Below are 14,894 nucleotides of genomic sequence, written 5' to 3' on the forward strand. Positions count from 1 at the left end.
TTCTATGCGGCAAGAAGGCCCTGCAAATCCAGCCGCCGCGTGACCATCCGGAGCTTGCCGTCCGCTTCGCGCGGCCATTCGGCCTCCGGCTTGTCCCAGTAGAGTTCGACGCCGTTGCCGTCCGGGTCGGAAAGATAGAGAGCCTCCGAAACGCCATGGTCGCTCGCGCCCTCAAGGGGGATGTCGGCGGCGATCAGGCGGCGGAGCGCATCGGCGAGAGCGGCCCGGCTCGGATAGACGATCGCAAGGTGAAAGAGACCGGTGGTGCCGGGAGCCGGCGGCGGCCCGCCGCGGCTCTGCCAGGTGTTGAGGCCGATATGGTGGTGGTAGCCGCCCGCGGCGACGAAGGCGGCATCGCTTCCGTAGCGCTGCGTCAGCGCAAAGCCGAGGACGCCGCAATAAAAGCCGAGCGCGCGCTCCAGGTCGGCGACCTTGAGGTGAACATGACCGATCCGGGTGCCGGGAGCGATGGGTTTTGGCTCTGTCATCCTGGTTTCCTTTCGCGAAGGCCCGCATGCCACGGGCCGGCGCCACGCCGTTCCCTTCCAATGTAGGTGGCGGGAAACGGATTTTCGCGCTGGTAGACGGTCTGTCGACGGCGCCGGCGACCCCGGGCGGGCGCGTTAACGGCACGGCAAGGAAACCGACCCGAATTGAAACGCCCAGGATCGGCCGGCCAAACGCTTTCTTTACCCTGCGCCTCTACTGTCCAAAGCCGTGGGGACGGGAGGGTTTTGCGTACGTCCTCACCGGTCACCTCCAGTCGAGTGAGCGTCGGGGGAAGAGCGGCGGATGGCGACCAGACAGAAGAAGCAGTCGAAACTGAAGCCGCTCGCCCTTCCGTTCGGCTGCCTGCTTGTACTAGCGTATTTCTCCTATCATGCGGTCGAGGGCAATTTCGGCCTTGAGGCTCTGGCAAAGCTCCAGGAGCGTCAGGCCTCGCTCCAGGGCGAGCTCGACGATCTCCTGCAGGCACGGCAGAAGCTGGAGCGGCGCGTGGCGCTGATGCGGCCTGAAAGCCTCGATCCGGACATGATCGACGAACGGGCGCGTCAGGCTCTCGATCTTGCCTATCCTACCGATATCGTCGTTTACGAGGCGCCCCAAAAGCGCTGAACGGCGAGTGCTGTATCCCGCCACGCGTGGGATGCTTCCAGGATTTGTGACGCCTGTGCGCAGCAGCCTTGCAGGCTTGCGAAACGGGTTTTCCCTTCCATCTTCCCGTAATAGTGTGTCGCCGATTTTGCGGGAGGAAATGCATGGCCGAAGCGAAAACCCCGTCCAAGGGGAGGGGTGGCCGTTCCACGACGCGCTCCGGTGCGGGATCGTCGTCGCGCACTAGCCGCAAGACGGCCGCGAACAAGACGCGTTCCGCTGCCGCGAAGGCTGAAAAGCCGGCGACCGAGACCGCCGAGAAGTCGGCGTTCGACCCGATCGTCTTTTCCAAGGATGAGGACCTCAAGGCGTACCGCGAGATGCTGCTCGTGCGCCGGTTCGAGGAAAAGGCCGGCCAGCTCTACGGCATGGGCCTCATCGGCGGCTTCTGCCATCTATATATCGGCCAGGAGGCCGTCGTCGTCGGCGTGCAGCTGTCGCTGAAGGAAGGCGACCAGGTCACCACCACCTATCGCGACCACGGCCACATGCTGGCCACCGGCATGGAGCCCCGCGGCGTGATGGCCGAGCTCACCGGCCGCCGCAGCGGCTACTCGCACGGCAAGGGCGGCTCGATGCACATGTTCTCGCGCGAGAAGAACTTCTTCGGCGGTCATGGCATCGTCGGCGCCTCCGTGCCGATCGGCACCGGTCTCGCTTTCGCCAACCGCTACCGCGAGAACGACTGCGTCTCCGTCACCTATTTCGGCGACGGCGCCGCCAACCAGGGCCAGGTCTACGAGAGCTTCAACATGGCCAAGCTCTGGCACCTGCCGGTCATCTACGTCATCGAGAACAACCAGTACGGCATGGGCACCTCCGTCGCCCGCGCCTCCGCCACGACGGAATTGTGCAAGCGCGGCCAGTCCTTCGACATTCCGGGCCACCAGGTCGATGGCATGGATGTGCGCGCGGTGAAGGCTGCGGCGGATTTCGCCACCGAACATGCGCGCTCCGGCAAGGGGCCGATGATTCTCGAAATGCTCACCTACCGCTACCGCGGCCATTCCATGTCGGATCCGGCGAAGTACCGCTCCAAGGAGGAAGTGCAGAAGATGCGCACCGAGCACGATGCGATCGAGCAGGTGAAGCAGCGCCTCCTCAGCGATCACAAGCTGTCGGAGGACGAGGTGAAGGAGATCGACAAGGAGATCCGCTCCGTCGTCAACGATGCCGCCGAATTCGCCCAGAACGATCCGGAGCCCGATCCCTCGGAGCTCTGGACCGACATCTACGTAGAAGCGTGAGGGCCTGATGCCGACAGAGATTTTGATGCCGGCCCTCTCGCCGACCATGGAAGAGGGCAAGCTCGCCAAATGGACCGTCAAGGAGGGCGACGAGGTCGCCGCCGGTGACGTGATCGCCGAGATCGAGACCGACAAGGCGACGATGGAAGTGGAAGCCGTCGACGAGGGCACGATCGGCAAGATCCTCGTCGGCGAGGGGACCGACGCGGTAAAGGTCAATACGCCGATCGCGCTTCTCCTGACGGAGGGGGAGGACGAGGGCGACCTCAAGAAGGCGGAAAGCGCGAAGACGGAAAAGACGAAGTCGAACGGCGCGGCCCATCCCGAGGCGGACGAAAGGCCGAAAGCCGAGCCGACCGCAAAATCGCTCGAGCCCGACACCGAAAAGCTCGGCAAGGCCGACGGCCCCGTCTCCGTCCTCGTGGCGATGGACAAGGCCGAGCCGCCCGAGGATCCCGAGGTGCCGGAAGGGACCGAATTCGAGGAGCAGACGGTTCGCGAGGCGCTCCGCGATGCCATGGCCGAGGAGATGCGCCGCGACGGCGATGTCCTCGTCATGGGTGAGGAGGTCGCCGAGTATCAGGGCGCCTACAAGGTGACGCAGGGTCTCCTCGAGGAGTTCAGTGCCCGCCGCGTCATCGACACCCCGATCACCGAGCACGGCTTTGCCGGCCTCGGCGTCGGCGCGGCCTTTGCAGGGCTGAAGCCGATCGTGGAGTTCATGACCTTCAACTTCGCCATGCAGGCGATGGACCAGATCATCAACTCGGCGGCCAAGACGCTGTACATGGCCGGCGGCCAGATGGGCTGCCCGATCGTCTTCCGCGGCCCGAACGGCGCGGCCGCTCGCGTCGCCGCCCAGCACAGCCAGGATTACGCCGGCTGGTATTCGCACGTGCCGGGCCTGAAGGTCATCCAGCCCCATACGGCGGCCGACGCCAAAGGCCTCCTGAAAGCGGCGATCCGCGATCCGAACCCGGTCATCTTCCTAGAGAACGAGATTCTCTACGGCCAGTCCTTCCCGGTGCCGAAGCTCGACGATTTCGTCCTGCCGATCGGCAAGGCGAAGATCGCCAGGAAGGGCTCCGACGCCACCATCGTCTCTTTCGGCATCGGCATGACGCACGCCCTGAAGGCGGCCGAGGCGCTGGCGGAGGAGGGGATCGACTGCGAGGTCATCGACCTCAGGACGCTGCGCCCCATGGATATCGACAGCGTCATCGCCTCGGTGAAGAAGACCGGCCGCTGCGTCACCGTGGAGGAAGGCTGGCCGCAGAATTCCGTCGGCTCCTGGATCGCCTCGCAGCTGATGGTAAAGGCCTTCGACTATCTCGACGCGCCGGTCCTTTCCGTCACGGGCAAGGACGTGCCGATGCCGTATGCGGCGAACCTGGAAAAGCTCGCTCTGCCGAATCCGACCGAGGTTGTGGAAGCGGTGAAGACCGTGAGCTATGCCAAGTAAGCCGCGCATAAAGGGCGCGAATCATGGCTGAGCCGGCGATCCGATACCCGTCAGGCGCCGGCTCTGAGGCCTTCGCTCTTGCGGCCGGAACCCGCTTTCGGGCCAGAGGAGCCGCACTCGCTCGGACCGTTTCCGCGGCGCCCTTTGGCGCTTCCGACTTCTCGCCCGGCGTATCGCGCTCTGCCGCAAACGAGATCCCGCCGCCCGCTCTGGACAACGAATAGGAACCCCCAGATCCATGCCGATCAATATCCTCATGCCCGCTCTCTCGCCGACCATGGAAGAGGGCAATCTCGCCAAATGGCACGTCAAGGAGGGCGATACCGTCGAGGCGGGAGACGTCATCGCCGAGATCGAGACCGACAAGGCGACGATGGAGGTGGAAGCGGTCGATGAGGGCGTCGTCGCCAAGATCGTCATCGGTGAGGGTACGGAGAACGTTCCGGTCAACGACGTGATCGCCATCCTGGCTGCGGAAGGCGAGGATGCTTCGAAGATCGACGCGCCGGCCGAGGGTGGACCCGCCGCCAAGGGCGCGGCCAAGGACGAAGAGCCCGAGGCCAGCGCCAAGGAGAAGGAGGCGCCGCTTGCGCCCGCACCGGCGGAAAAGGCGGACAAGGCTGAGCCGCAGCCCCGCGAGGGCATGCACGAGCCGTCGAAGGCGAATGGCGCGAACGGCAAGGATGACGGGCGCATTTTCGCATCGCCGCTCGCGCGCCGGCTGGCGAAGGAACAGGGCCTTGATCTCTCCGCTCTTTCCGGCTCCGGCCCGCACGGACGCATCGTCAAGCACGATATCGAGAAGGCCGTGGAGGAGGGGACCGGTAAGGCAGCTCCCGCTTCGGCTCCGGGCGCCGCTGCTGGCGAGGCGCCGAAGACGCCGGCCCCGACCGGGATGGGCGACGAGCAGATCCGGAAAATGTTCGCCGAGGGCAGCTACGAGGTCGTACCGCACGATTCCATGCGCCGCACCATCGCCCGCCGGCTGGTCGAAGCGAAGACGACGATCCCGCACTTCTATCTGACCGCCGATTGCGAGATCGATGCGCTTCTGAAGCTGCGCGCCGAGGTCAACGCGGCCGCGCCGGTCCGGGACGACAAGCCCCTCTACAAGGTTTCCGTCAACGACATGGTGATCAAGGCGCTGGCGATGGCCCTGCAGGAAGTGCCGGGCGCCAACGTCACCTGGACGCAGGAGGCGATGCTCCAGCACAAGTCGTCCGATGTCGGCGTTGCCGTCTCCATTCCCGGCGGCCTCATCACCCCGGTGGTGCGCGATGCGGAGAAGAAGACGCTCTCTGCGATCTCCAACGAGATGCGGGACCTCGCCGGCCGGGCGCGCGAGCGCAAGCTGAAGCCGGAGGAGTATCAGGGCGGCGCATCGGCCGTCTCCAATCTCGGAATGTACGGGATCAAGGACTTCGCCGCCGTCATCAACCCGCCGCACGCCACGATCCTTGCCGTGGGCGCGGGCGAAAAGCGGGCCGTGGTGAAGGATGACGCGGTGAAGATCGCCTCCATCATGAGTGTGACGCTGTCGACCGACCACCGGGCCGTCGACGGCGCGCTTGGGGCCGAATTCCTCGCGGCTTTCCGGCGCTACATCGAAAATCCGATGTCGATGCTCGTCTAGGCGGGCATCCATGCCGATGCATGAGGCGCTGCGCGACAAGCAGCGCCTTCTCACCCTATTTGCGATCGCGCTCGTTCTTGCGGCCACGGCAGCGACGCTGCTTGCCATGGGACGGATCCCGATCTGCGCCTGCGGCACCGTCGAACTCTGGTACGGGCGGGCGGACGGGCCCGGCAACTCCCAGCATCTGACCGACTGGTACACGCCCTCCCACATCATCCACGGCTTCATCTTCTATGGGGTGCTGTGGCTTGCGGCCCGCTATGCCCCGCCGCTCCGTCCCTTCGGCCTCCGCCTCCTCCTGGCGACCCTGGTGGAAGCCGCCTGGGAGATCACGGAGAACACGCCGATGGTGATCGATCGCTATCGGGCGGCGACGATGGCGGCCGACTATGTCGGAGACAGCGTCATCAACTCGCTCGCCGATATCGGCGCGATGATGGTGGGTTTCTGGATCGCCTCGCGCCTGCCGGTCTGGCTGACGGTGGCGATCGCCGTAGCGCTGGAAATCTGGGTGATGGCCGAGATCAGGGACGGCCTTGCCCTCAATGTCCTGATGCTTCTGTGGCCGCTCGACGCCGTTAGGGAATGGCAGGCGGGCGGCTGAAGGGCGAAGCGGTTGGCGGCCCTTACCGGTCGTTGCGCCGGATCGAGCCGGTATAGATCGGCCCGTCGGCGGGATCGGAGGCGACCTGCATGCTGTTTTCCAGACGCTTGGCGGCAAGTTCGCTCGCCAGCCGGTCGAGGCTGAGATCGGTGAGCTTGACGCCCGTCACGGCAATGACTGCGATCAGCGCGACAAGAACGGCGTATTCCGTCGCCGCGGTGCCGCGCTCGTCTCTCAGAAATTTCACCGCGAACCTGCGCATCCCGAACCTCCGTTGCTGGCGCCGACTGTACGGAGGAGACGTTGCGGGAGGGTAAACAAGGCGTTGCGCTGACCGGCGGAATTCGATGATTTTGCGGCACGGCTCGCCGCGGCCGTTGACCGCGCGCACAAGGCGCGGGAGAAGCTGGTGCAATGTTCCTTTCCGTCTTCGATATCTTCAAGATCGGCATCGGCCCGTCCTCCTCCCACACGATGGGTCCGATGGTGGCCGCAGCCCGCTTTCTCGACTTGGTGAAGAACGGCGACTGGCCGCGCCCTGTCGGCGTCGAGCCCGCCCACATCACCGTCAGCCTGCATGGCTCGCTCGCCTTTACCGGCAAGGGCCACGCGACGGATCGGGCGGTCATTCTCGGCCTTTCCGGCGAGACGCCGGTCGGCATCGACCCCGACGAGATCGAGCCGATCCTGCAGAAGGTGGCGGATGAATGCGAGGTGACCCCGCCAGGACACCCCCGCTACCGCTTTAATCCGAATACCGACCTCGTCTTCGACCGGTCCCAGCCGCTGCCAGGCCACGCCAACGGCATGCGCTTTTCCGCCTTCGCGGCCGACGGGCGCCTCCTCGTGCGCGAGGTCTATTATTCGGTCGGCGGCGGCTTCGTCCTCACCGAGCAGGAACTGGCGAACACCGCCAAGGACGATTCGCCCGTCACCGGTCATGAGGACGTGCCTTATCCCTTCGCGAGCGCCGAAGAGATGCTGGCGATGGGCGAGGCCTCCGGGCTGACGATCGCCGAGATGAAACGCGCCAACGAAGCGGCCCGCGGCAACGATGCGGAGATGCTCGTTTCCGGGCTTGAACGCATCTTCGGCGAGATGCAGGCCTCCATCGAGCGTGGCCTGGCGAGCGAAGGCGAGCTGCCGGGCGGCCTCAAGGTCAGGCGGCGCGCCGGCGAGCTGCATGACAAGCTGTCGGCCGAGGCCGGCGCGAACGCGCTCCAGCCTCACCGGGTGATGGACTGGCTCAGCCTCTATGCCATGGCCGTCAACGAGGAAAACGCCGCCGGGCGCAAGATCGTCACCGCCCCGACCAACGGCGCGGCCGGCGTCGTCCCTGCCGTCCTGCGCTACTATCTCGACCATTGCATCGGCGCTTCGAAGGAAGGGGTGCACACCTTCCTCCTCGCCGCCGCGGCGGTGGGCGGCATCATCAAGCACAACGCTTCCATCTCGGGCGCGGAAGTCGGCTGCCAGGGCGAGGTGGGCTCCGCCTCGGCGATGGCCGCGGCGGGCCTTGCTGCCGCGCTCGGCGCCACGAACGCGCAGATCGAGAATGCCGCCGAGATCGCGCTCGAGCATCATCTCGGCATGACATGCGATCCGATCGGCGGCCTCGTCCAGGTGCCCTGCATCGAGCGCAACGCCCTTGGCGCCGTGAAGGCGGTGACGGCCGCCTCGCTGGCCATGCGTGGCACGGGTGACCATTTCGTGCCGCTCGACCGCTGCATCGAGACGATGCGACAGACGGGCCGCGACATGCACGAAAAGTACAAGGAGACGTCCAAGGGCGGCCTCGCCGTCAACGTCATCGAATGCTGAGTTGCGGGTCGGTCCTGCCGGCTCTGGCGGGGTCGGCGGACAGGGCCTAGAAAGGAGCGATGTTCTCCTCGCTCCTCATCGCCAATCGCGGCGAGATAGCCCGTCGCATCATCCGCACCGCGCGGCGCATGGGGCTGAGAACCATCGCGCTCGCCACCGAGGCCGACCGGACATGGCCCCACTGGCGCGAGGCGGACGAGGCGGTCTTCATCGGCGAAGGCCCGGCCGCCGACAGCTATCTCTCGATCGAGAAAATCCTGCGCGCCGCGGCCGAAACCGGCGCCGAGGCCATCCATCCGGGCTACGGCTTTCTCTCCGAGAATGCGCGTTTCGCCGAGGCCTGCAGGGAGGCCGGCCTCGTCTTCGTCGGCCCGCCGGCGGCGGCCATCCGCGCCATGGGCTCCAAGGCCGAGGCGAAGGCGTTGATGCAGCGCGCCGGCGTGCCTGTCGTGCCGGGCTATCATGGCGAGAGACAGGATGCCGATTTCCTGCGCGAGAAGGCCTATGAGACGGGCTATCCGGTCCTCATCAAGGCCATCTCGGGCGGTGGCGGGCGCGGCATGCGCCTCGTCGGCAAGGCGAAGGATTTCGATGCCGCGCTCGCCAGCGCCCGGCGCGAGGCCGAGAGCGCCTTCGGCGATCCGCGCGTTCTGGTCGAGCGCTATGTGACCGCTCCCCGCCATATCGAGATGCAGGTCTTCGCCGACCGGCACGGCAATGTGGTGCACCTTTTCGAGCGTGACTGCTCCGTCCAGCGACGGCACCAGAAGGTGCTGGAGGAGGCGCCGGCGCCCGGGATGAGTCCGGAGCTGCGCGCCGCGATGGGCGAGGCCGCCGTCAAGGCTGCTGCCGCCGTCGGCTACGAGGGTGCAGGCACGGTGGAATTCATTGCCGACGGGGCCGGCGGCCTTAAACCCGACGGCTTCTTCTTCATGGAGATGAACACGCGCCTTCAGGTGGAGCACCCGGTCACCGAGGAGGTGACCGGCCTCGACCTCGTCGAATGGCAATTGCGCGTTGCCGCCGGCGAGAAGCTGCCGATGGCGCAGGAGGAAATCCCGCTTTCCGGCCATGCCATCGAGGCGCGTCTCTATGCCGAAGATCCCTCGGCCGGATTCGCCCCGGGAACGGGTGCCATCGTCGCCGCCGATTTTCCGGCAGGCGAGGGGATCAGGGTCGACAGCGGGGTGGAGAAGGGCACTTTCATCTCGCCCTTTTATGATTCCATGGTCGCCAAGGTGATCGCCACTGGGCCGACCCGCGCCGCCGCCCTCGCGCGGCTGACCGGCGCGCTCGCCGACACGCGGCTGGCAGGGCCTCGCACCAACCAGGGCTTCCTCCTCCAGATCCTGCGGACGCCCGAATTTGCGGCCGGGGGCGTCGATACGGGCTTCGTGGAGGAGAAGGGCGACGCCCTGACGGCTCGGCCGGATCTCGCCCCGCTTGCCTGGGATCTCGTCGCCGAGGAGGTCATGCGCCGCGCCCCTCCGGGCGATCCGGTCTCGCCCTGGAGCCGCAGCGACGCCTTCGAGATCAGCGGACTGGAACGACGGCTATCGGTTCATTGCGCGATCGACGGCGTCGGCCGCGACGTGCCGCTCGTCTGGCGAAGCGGCCGTCCTGTCTCTCCCGATGGAGCCCAAAGCGAAGAGATCGACGGCCTCGGCAGCATCGAGGCGGGCGGAGCTGTCTACCTTCTGAAAGACGGGCACCAGGCTGTCCTGTCCTTCCCCGACCCGCTGGATCGCTCGCTTGCCGAGGTGGCGGGCGAGAACGTCGTCCTCGCCCCCATGCACGGGCGCATCGCGCGCCTTGCCGTAGAGGAAGGCGCTGCCGTTGAAGCGGGCGACCTCCTCTTCACACTGGAGGCGATGAAGATGGAGCATTCCGTCACCGCCCCGGCGGCCGGCCGTGTCGCGGGGCTGCTTGCCAGAGAGGGCGATCAGGTGGAGGAACAGGCGGAGATCATGCGCATCGAGCCCGCCCGTGAGGGCGAGCCATCCGATTCCGGCAACGCGGTGGCGTCCGAGCCTTTCTAGTCGTCCAGCACGAACGTCACCTTCATGTTCACCCGCCATTCGCTGATCTTCCCGTCGTCGCAATCGACGGTGATCTCCTGCACCCAGGCGCCCTTGATGTTGTTCAGTGTCTTGTCGGCGCGGGCAATGCCGGTCTTGATCGCATCTTCAAGGCTCGTCTTCGAAGCGGCGGTGATTTCGGTAACGCGTGCAACGGACATGGTGACCTCCCTGGGTGGTTGTGCTGGGGCAGAACGTGGGGACGGCGACGCCGTTCCCCTTCACGGCCACGCCACAGCGCACTAGACCTGAAGGATGGCCCTTCACCTGCTGAAGCTCTGTGTCGGCGCGGACTCGATCGAGGACCTTTCCGTCTGGATCGAGCAACGGCTGGCGGACAGGCGCGCCGCCGGCGAGCCGGAAGAGCACTGGCACGTGACGCGCATGGTGCCCCGCCGTGCGGAGGAGCTGGAAAATGGCGGTTCGCTCTATTGGGTGATCCGCGGTCAGGTGCAGGTGCGCCAGCGCCTTCTCGACATCCGCACGTTCCGGGGCGAAGACGGGATTACCCGCTGCAAGCTGGTGCTGGATCCGAAACTGGTACCGACGGCCTGGCAGCCGCGCCGCGCCTTCCAGGGCTGGCGCTACCTCAAGCCGGAAGATGCGCCAGCCGATCTCGGCTCCGAGACGGAGGGCTTTGCGGAATTGCCGCCTGCGCTCAGGGGCGAGCTTGCCGAACTCGGCCTTCTCTGAACTTCCCGGACTAGACTGCTTAGACTGCGATGTTGTCGATGAGCCGTGTCGTGCCGAGCCATGCGGCGGCAAGGAGCCGCGCCGGCGCTTCCGGCAGCTCCTGCAGCCGCTCAAGGCTCTCCGCGTCGCAAAGGGCGACGTAGTCCACCCTGAAGCCCGCCTCAGAGAGCCTGGCATTCGCCGCCTGAAGCGTCTCGGCCGGAGCCATTCCGGCGCGCAGCGCCGACGCCGTCTCCGTCAGCACCCGGTAGAGGAGGGGTGCCGTCTGTCGCTCCTCTGCGCCGAGATAGAGGTTGCGCGAGGAAAGGGCGAGACCGTCGGGTTCACGCATCGTCGCAACGGGCAGGATCGTCGTCGGGATGGCAAGGTCGGCGACCATCCTCCTGACCACCTGCATCTGCTGGTAGTCCTTCTCGCCGAAGGTGGCGAAGTCGGGCAGCGCGGCGATGAGAAGCTTGGCGACGACGGTGGCGACGCCACGGAAGAAGTTCGGCCGGAAATCGGTCTCGAGCCCCAGCGCCGGTCCGTCGACACCGATTGTCGTCGCAAACCCCTGCGGGTACATCTCCGCGACGCTCGGAGCGAAGACGAGCGGCACGCCGAGCTTTTCGAGCGCGGCCAGATCCTCTTCCTGGCGCCGCGGATAGCGCGAGAAATCTTCGTTCGGGCCGAACTGGCTCGGATTGACGAAAATGGAGACGACGACACGCTCCGCCTTCGCCTGGGCCGCCTCCACGAGCATCAGATGGCCGGCATGGAGCGCGCCCATCGTCGGCACGAGGGCAATCTTGTCGCCGGCCTTCCGCCAGGCGGCGATCTGAGCGCGAAGCTCTTCGACGGTATCAATGGTCTCGACGGGCACGGCGGGGCTCTTGGCTCTTCGGCGGCGGGCTCGCCGGGAGCGCTAGCGACAGGCTCCGACTTGCGCAAGTCCTCCCGGCGACCACATCTTCCCGTAAAGGAGAGTTTCATGGGCAAGAGCAAGGAGATCGTCGGACGCGGCGGACGGACGGATGCGCCTGCCGTGCCGGAACGGTCGAGCCGCACCGAGATCGACGCCTTTCTGAAGAGCGCCAAATCGCTCGCCCCGGTGGATCCGGCAGCGCGCGGCCGGCTCGTCTTCGCGCTCGACGCCACGATGAGCCGTCAGCCGAGCTGGGATCTCGCCTGCTCGCTGCAGGCCGAGATGTTCAAGGCGGCGGGCGATGTCGGCGGTCTGGCCGTCCAGCTCGTCTATTTCCGCGGCTTCGGCGAATGCCGGGCCTCCCGCTGGGTCGGCGACACCGCGGCCCTGCGCGATCTGATGGTCAAGATCGGCTGCCGCGGCGGCCAGACGCAAATCCGCAAGGTTCTCGCCCATACCCGCAAGGAAGCGGAAAAGCGGCCCGTCGCCGCCCTCGTCTATGTCGGCGATGCGGTGGAGGAGGATATCGACGCGCTCTGCGCCATCGCCGGCGAGATCGGCATGAGGGGGGTGCGCGCCTTCATGTTCCATGAGGGATCGGACCGGAACGCCGAGCGCGCCTTCCGCGAGATCGCCAGGCTGACGCGGGGCGCCTATCTGCCCTTCAACGCGGCCTCGGCGGACGAATTGAGGGAACTGCTTGCCGCCGTCGCCACCTACGCGGCCGGCGGCACGGCCGCGCTCGAAAAGCTCGCCAGCCCGGCCGCCCGCAAACTCCTGCCCTCGCTGAGATGAGGCTGGCGGCCGCAGCCCGCGGAAGGCTATGAGCGGGCGATGATCCGTCCTTTGTTTCTTCTCATCGCCGCGGTTGCGGCGCTGTTCCTGCTGATCCGCGTGGCGATGAGCGCCTCGCCGGAACGGCTGGCGAGCGGCGCCAAGATGGGCTTAGGGATCGCGCTGCTTCTGGTAGCGGTCTTCCTCGGCTTTGCGCGCCAGTTCGCCCTCGCGCTCCCGGCGGCGATCATCGGCTTCGGGCTGGTGCGCTCCAGCTGGCGACGGGCGGTTCGAGGCAATGCGGCGCAGCGCTCGACGGTCCGCTCCGCCGGGCTGGAAATGACGCTCGACCATGAGACGGGGGAGATCGACGGCACGGTGCTTGCCGGCCGCCATGAGGGCAGGGAGCTTTCGAAGATGAGCTTCGAGGAGCTCAGGAATCTCGCCGGCGAACTCGCCGGCGACGAGGAATCACTCAGGCTTCTGGAAGGTTATCTCGACAGGGCGCATCCCCGATGGCGAGACGACATGGAGACTGATGCCGATCGGGGGGCTGGCCCGGCGGCTAGCCCGGGCGGAATGAGCCCTCAGGAAGCCTATGAGGTGCTGGGGCTTCAGCCGGGCGCCGGCGAGGCGGAAATCCGCAAGGCCCATCGACGATTGATGAAGCAGGTCCATCCGGACCGCGGCGGCTCCACTGCTCTGGCTGCCCGTATCAATCAGGCTAAGGAAACGCTTTTGAGGGAACACCGCTGAACTCCGTACGCAGAACTAATTCATCGGAACCGTTGGCTCAGTTGGGCACGGCCAGGCAGGAGAAGGATTTCTTCTTCAGTCTGGCGCAGGCCGCCCGCGCCTCTTTCTTCCCAGCAAAGCCGGCGAAACGGGCGCGGTAGAGTGTCTCGCCGTCCTTCTCCACCGGCTGGGTGAAGGGAGAGGCGGCGGAAATGACGCTGCCGGCCTCGCTCTGGGCGCGCTCCAGCAGGCTCCGCGCTCCGGCTTCGCTGGGCGCTGCGCCGATCTGGATGTGCCAGCCGCGGGGCAGGGCCTTCGGCTCCGCAAAGCGGACGCTCCTCCCGTTGGCGGAGGCGAGCCGCGGACGCTGTTCCGGCATGATGATCTTCGCGTCGGCATTGGCTTCATCCTCTGCCGCTTCTTCCGCGACGATGGCCGCCTTGGCCTCGGCACGGCGCGTCAGGATGGCGATCGGATCATTCGCACTCTGACCGACATAGGCGAGTTGAGCGACCTCGCTCGCCTCTTCGATCCGGGCCGCAATCGGGTCGTAGCCGCTCGCGAGCTTGGCCTGGAGCTGCTGACGTTCGTCGGCCGGCGCCGAGACGGCCATGATCGCGGACTGCGCGTCGGGGGCGGAGGCCGCCGCCTGCGCAAAGGCGAGCACCGGGCGGGCCTCCGGAAGACGGCGGGGAGGGGCGACTTTGGCCACGACCAGCGGCGCCGTCCGCATGCCCGGCTTGGCATCGTCGAGATAGCGATGGATGAGATCCACCATATGGCGGTTGCGCGAGGCGCCGGTACGCCCGCCCATCACCACGGCGATAATGTGGCGGCCCTCGCGCTCCACGGAGGTGACGAGGTTGAAGCCGGAAGCGCGGATATAGCCCGTCTTGATACCGTTGACGCCGCGCACCTTGCCGAGAAGGTGGTTGGTGTTCCGGTACGTCCGCCCCTTGTAGGTGAAGGTGCGGGTGGAGAAGAACTTGAAATACGCCGGAAAGCGGTCGTGCAGGGCGCGGCCGAGGCGCGCCATGTCGCGGGCCGTGGTGTGCTGGCCGGAGATCGGCAGACCGTTGGCGTTGCGGAAAGTGGTCGAGCTCATGCCGAGAGCATGCGCCGTGCGCGTCATGCGCTGGGCGAACTTCGATTCAGAGCCTTCGATGTTTTCCGCGATGACGACGGCGACGTCGTTGGCCGAACGCACGCAGAGCGCCTTGATGGCATCTTCCACGCGGATCGTCTGTCCGGGCCGGATGCCGATCTTCGTCGGCGGCTTGGAGGCGGCATAGGAAGATGCCTTGAGCTGGCTGTTGAGCGTGAAGCGACCCTTATCCAGCTCCTCGAAGAGGATGTAGAGGGTCATCATCTTGGTAAGCGAGGCCGGATAGCGCTGCTCGTCGGCGCGATCCTCGTAGAGAACCTCGCCCGTCTTCGCGTCGATCACGAAGCCCGCATACTTGCTGTTGGCCAGAGCACTGCCGCTCGTCGCTACGAACAGAAAAATGATGGAAAACAACGTCCAGACGCCGGAAAGCGCATACGCCTTCGCCTGGTTCGCTCGATCCTGTTTCAATCTCTTCCCCACTGACGCCAGCTGCACGGTAGCCTATGACGCCGGCTCCTGATCATCCGTGCGCATCCTTGCCCCAAGCTTGGAGGAGCGTCGTTACCAGCCGGTAAACACGGGCCCCATGCTTGCACCTATTTTCGAGCGGTTGGCAACGCCCGGGCAAGGGTTTTTATGTTGCAGTGCAAAATTCCTCTTGCGTCGTTGTGCGCCGC

General features: G+C 66.3%; 15 protein-coding genes. 10 read left to right on the plus strand and 5 right to left on the minus strand.

Annotation, left to right across the window (positions count from 1 at the left end):
• Positions 1–2 precede the first annotated feature (2 nt).
• Positions 3–488: a VOC family protein gene (locus CLD20_RS03575; protein ID WP_224405225.1), complete on the minus strand. Its 486-nt coding sequence runs from the start codon at positions 486–488 to the stop codon at positions 3–5.
• Positions 489–792: 304 nt separating this feature from the next.
• Between CLD20_RS03575 and CLD20_RS03580 the strand changes: the two genes are divergently transcribed.
• The 5 genes from CLD20_RS03580 to CLD20_RS03600 all read left to right on the plus strand — a co-directional run bounded on the left by CLD20_RS03580 (position 793) and on the right by CLD20_RS03600 (position 6,104).
• Positions 793–1,116 carry a septum formation initiator family protein gene (locus tag CLD20_RS03580; protein WP_224405226.1) on the plus strand — a complete coding sequence of 108 codons (324 nt, stop codon included), beginning with the start codon at positions 793–795 and terminating at the stop codon, positions 1,114–1,116.
• 143 nt (positions 1,117–1,259) lie between these two features.
• Entirely contained in the window at positions 1,260–2,402 is a 1,143-nt protein-coding gene (pdhA, locus tag CLD20_RS03585; protein ID WP_224405227.1) for a pyruvate dehydrogenase (acetyl-transferring) E1 component subunit alpha, read from the plus strand.
• 7 nt (positions 2,403–2,409) lie between these two features.
• Positions 2,410–3,864: a pyruvate dehydrogenase complex E1 component subunit beta gene (locus CLD20_RS03590; protein WP_224405228.1), complete on the plus strand. Its 1,455-nt coding sequence runs from the start codon at positions 2,410–2,412 to the stop codon at positions 3,862–3,864.
• Positions 3,865–4,102: 238 nt separating this feature from the next.
• Positions 4,103–5,497, plus strand: a complete 1,395-nt coding sequence (locus CLD20_RS03595; RefSeq protein WP_224405229.1) for a pyruvate dehydrogenase complex dihydrolipoamide acetyltransferase — start codon at positions 4,103–4,105, stop codon at positions 5,495–5,497.
• Between the two features lie 10 nt (positions 5,498–5,507).
• Positions 5,508–6,104 (plus strand): DUF2585 domain-containing protein, encoded by a 597-nt coding sequence (locus tag CLD20_RS03600; protein ID WP_224405230.1) that lies wholly within the window; start codon positions 5,508–5,510, stop codon positions 6,102–6,104.
• Between the two features lie 22 nt (positions 6,105–6,126).
• Here CLD20_RS03600 and CLD20_RS03605 read toward each other — a convergent pair whose 3' ends face one another.
• Positions 6,127–6,351: a Flp family type IVb pilin gene (locus CLD20_RS03605; protein ID WP_224405231.1), complete on the minus strand. Its 225-nt coding sequence runs from the start codon at positions 6,349–6,351 to the stop codon at positions 6,127–6,129.
• 167 nt (positions 6,352–6,518) lie between these two features.
• Here CLD20_RS03605 and CLD20_RS03610 point away from each other — a divergent pair, with 167 nt between their 5' ends.
• Together CLD20_RS03610 and CLD20_RS03615 are read left to right on the plus strand one after the other, a co-directional pair.
• A complete protein-coding gene (locus CLD20_RS03610) occupies positions 6,519–7,925 on the plus strand; it encodes an L-serine ammonia-lyase (protein ID WP_224405232.1) in 1,407 nt (468 codons plus the stop codon).
• 59 nt (positions 7,926–7,984) lie between these two features.
• Positions 7,985–9,964, plus strand: coding sequence for a biotin carboxylase N-terminal domain-containing protein (locus CLD20_RS03615; RefSeq protein WP_224405233.1), 1,980 nt, complete (start codon positions 7,985–7,987; stop codon positions 9,962–9,964).
• On the opposite strand, the gene CLD20_RS03620 is transcribed toward CLD20_RS03615, so the two are convergent.
• Positions 9,961–10,164, minus strand: coding sequence for a dodecin family protein (locus CLD20_RS03620; RefSeq protein ID WP_224405234.1), 204 nt, complete (start codon positions 10,162–10,164; stop codon positions 9,961–9,963). The two genes, CLD20_RS03615 and CLD20_RS03620, sit on opposite strands and share 4 nt — an antisense overlap.
• A 94-nt stretch (positions 10,165–10,258) precedes the next feature.
• On the opposite strand from CLD20_RS03620, the gene CLD20_RS03625 reads away from it, so the two are divergent.
• Positions 10,259–10,696, plus strand: coding sequence for a DUF1489 family protein (locus CLD20_RS03625; protein ID WP_224405235.1), 438 nt, complete (start codon positions 10,259–10,261; stop codon positions 10,694–10,696).
• Positions 10,697–10,715: 19 nt separating this feature from the next.
• Here the strand turns inward: CLD20_RS03625 and panC are convergent, their stop codons facing one another.
• Positions 10,716–11,558 (minus strand): pantoate--beta-alanine ligase, encoded by an 843-nt coding sequence (gene panC, locus CLD20_RS03630; protein ID WP_224405236.1) that lies wholly within the window; start codon positions 11,556–11,558, stop codon positions 10,716–10,718.
• 108 nt (positions 11,559–11,666) lie between these two features.
• On the opposite strand from panC, the gene CLD20_RS03635 reads away from it, so the two are divergent.
• Positions 11,667–12,395, plus strand: coding sequence for a VWA domain-containing protein (locus CLD20_RS03635; protein WP_224405237.1), 729 nt, complete (start codon positions 11,667–11,669; stop codon positions 12,393–12,395).
• 39 nt (positions 12,396–12,434) lie between these two features.
• Positions 12,435–13,130, plus strand: a complete 696-nt coding sequence (locus tag CLD20_RS20310; protein WP_304504345.1) for a J domain-containing protein — start codon at positions 12,435–12,437, stop codon at positions 13,128–13,130.
• Between the two features lie 37 nt (positions 13,131–13,167).
• Here the strand turns inward: CLD20_RS20310 and CLD20_RS03645 are convergent, their stop codons facing one another.
• On the minus strand, positions 13,168–14,685 hold the full coding sequence (locus CLD20_RS03645; RefSeq protein ID WP_224405238.1) for a D-alanyl-D-alanine carboxypeptidase: 1,518 nt from the start codon (positions 14,683–14,685) through the stop codon (positions 13,168–13,170).
• Positions 14,686–14,894: the final 209 nt, after the last annotated feature.

Source organism: Afifella sp. IM 167, from assembly GCF_020144925.1.
Lineage (GTDB): Bacteria > Pseudomonadota > Alphaproteobacteria > Rhizobiales > Afifellaceae > Afifella.

Coding starts and splice junctions, on each gene's coding strand:
- CLD20_RS03625 (WP_224405235.1), top strand. CDS start 10,259: ATGGCCCTTCACCTGCTGAAGCTCTGTGTCGGCGCGGACTCGATCGAG.
- CLD20_RS03615 (WP_224405233.1), top strand. CDS start 7,985: ATGTTCTCCTCGCTCCTCATCGCCAATCGCGGCGAGATAGCCCGTCGC.
- CLD20_RS03610 (WP_224405232.1), top strand. CDS start 6,519: ATGTTCCTTTCCGTCTTCGATATCTTCAAGATCGGCATCGGCCCGTCC.
- CLD20_RS03635 (WP_224405237.1), top strand. CDS start 11,667: ATGGGCAAGAGCAAGGAGATCGTCGGACGCGGCGGACGGACGGATGCG.
- CLD20_RS03600 (WP_224405230.1), top strand. CDS start 5,508: ATGCCGATGCATGAGGCGCTGCGCGACAAGCAGCGCCTTCTCACCCTA.
- CLD20_RS03580 (WP_224405226.1), top strand. CDS start 793: ATGGCGACCAGACAGAAGAAGCAGTCGAAACTGAAGCCGCTCGCCCTT.
- CLD20_RS03590 (WP_224405228.1), top strand. CDS start 2,410: ATGCCGACAGAGATTTTGATGCCGGCCCTCTCGCCGACCATGGAAGAG.
- CLD20_RS03575 (WP_224405225.1), bottom strand. CDS start 488: ATGACAGAGCCAAAACCCATCGCTCCCGGCACCCGGATCGGTCATGTT.
- CLD20_RS03620 (WP_224405234.1), bottom strand. CDS start 10,164: ATGTCCGTTGCACGCGTTACCGAAATCACCGCCGCTTCGAAGACGAGC.
- pdhA (WP_224405227.1), top strand. CDS start 1,260: ATGGCCGAAGCGAAAACCCCGTCCAAGGGGAGGGGTGGCCGTTCCACG.
- CLD20_RS03595 (WP_224405229.1), top strand. CDS start 4,103: ATGCCGATCAATATCCTCATGCCCGCTCTCTCGCCGACCATGGAAGAG.
- CLD20_RS20310 (WP_304504345.1), top strand. CDS start 12,435: ATGATCCGTCCTTTGTTTCTTCTCATCGCCGCGGTTGCGGCGCTGTTC.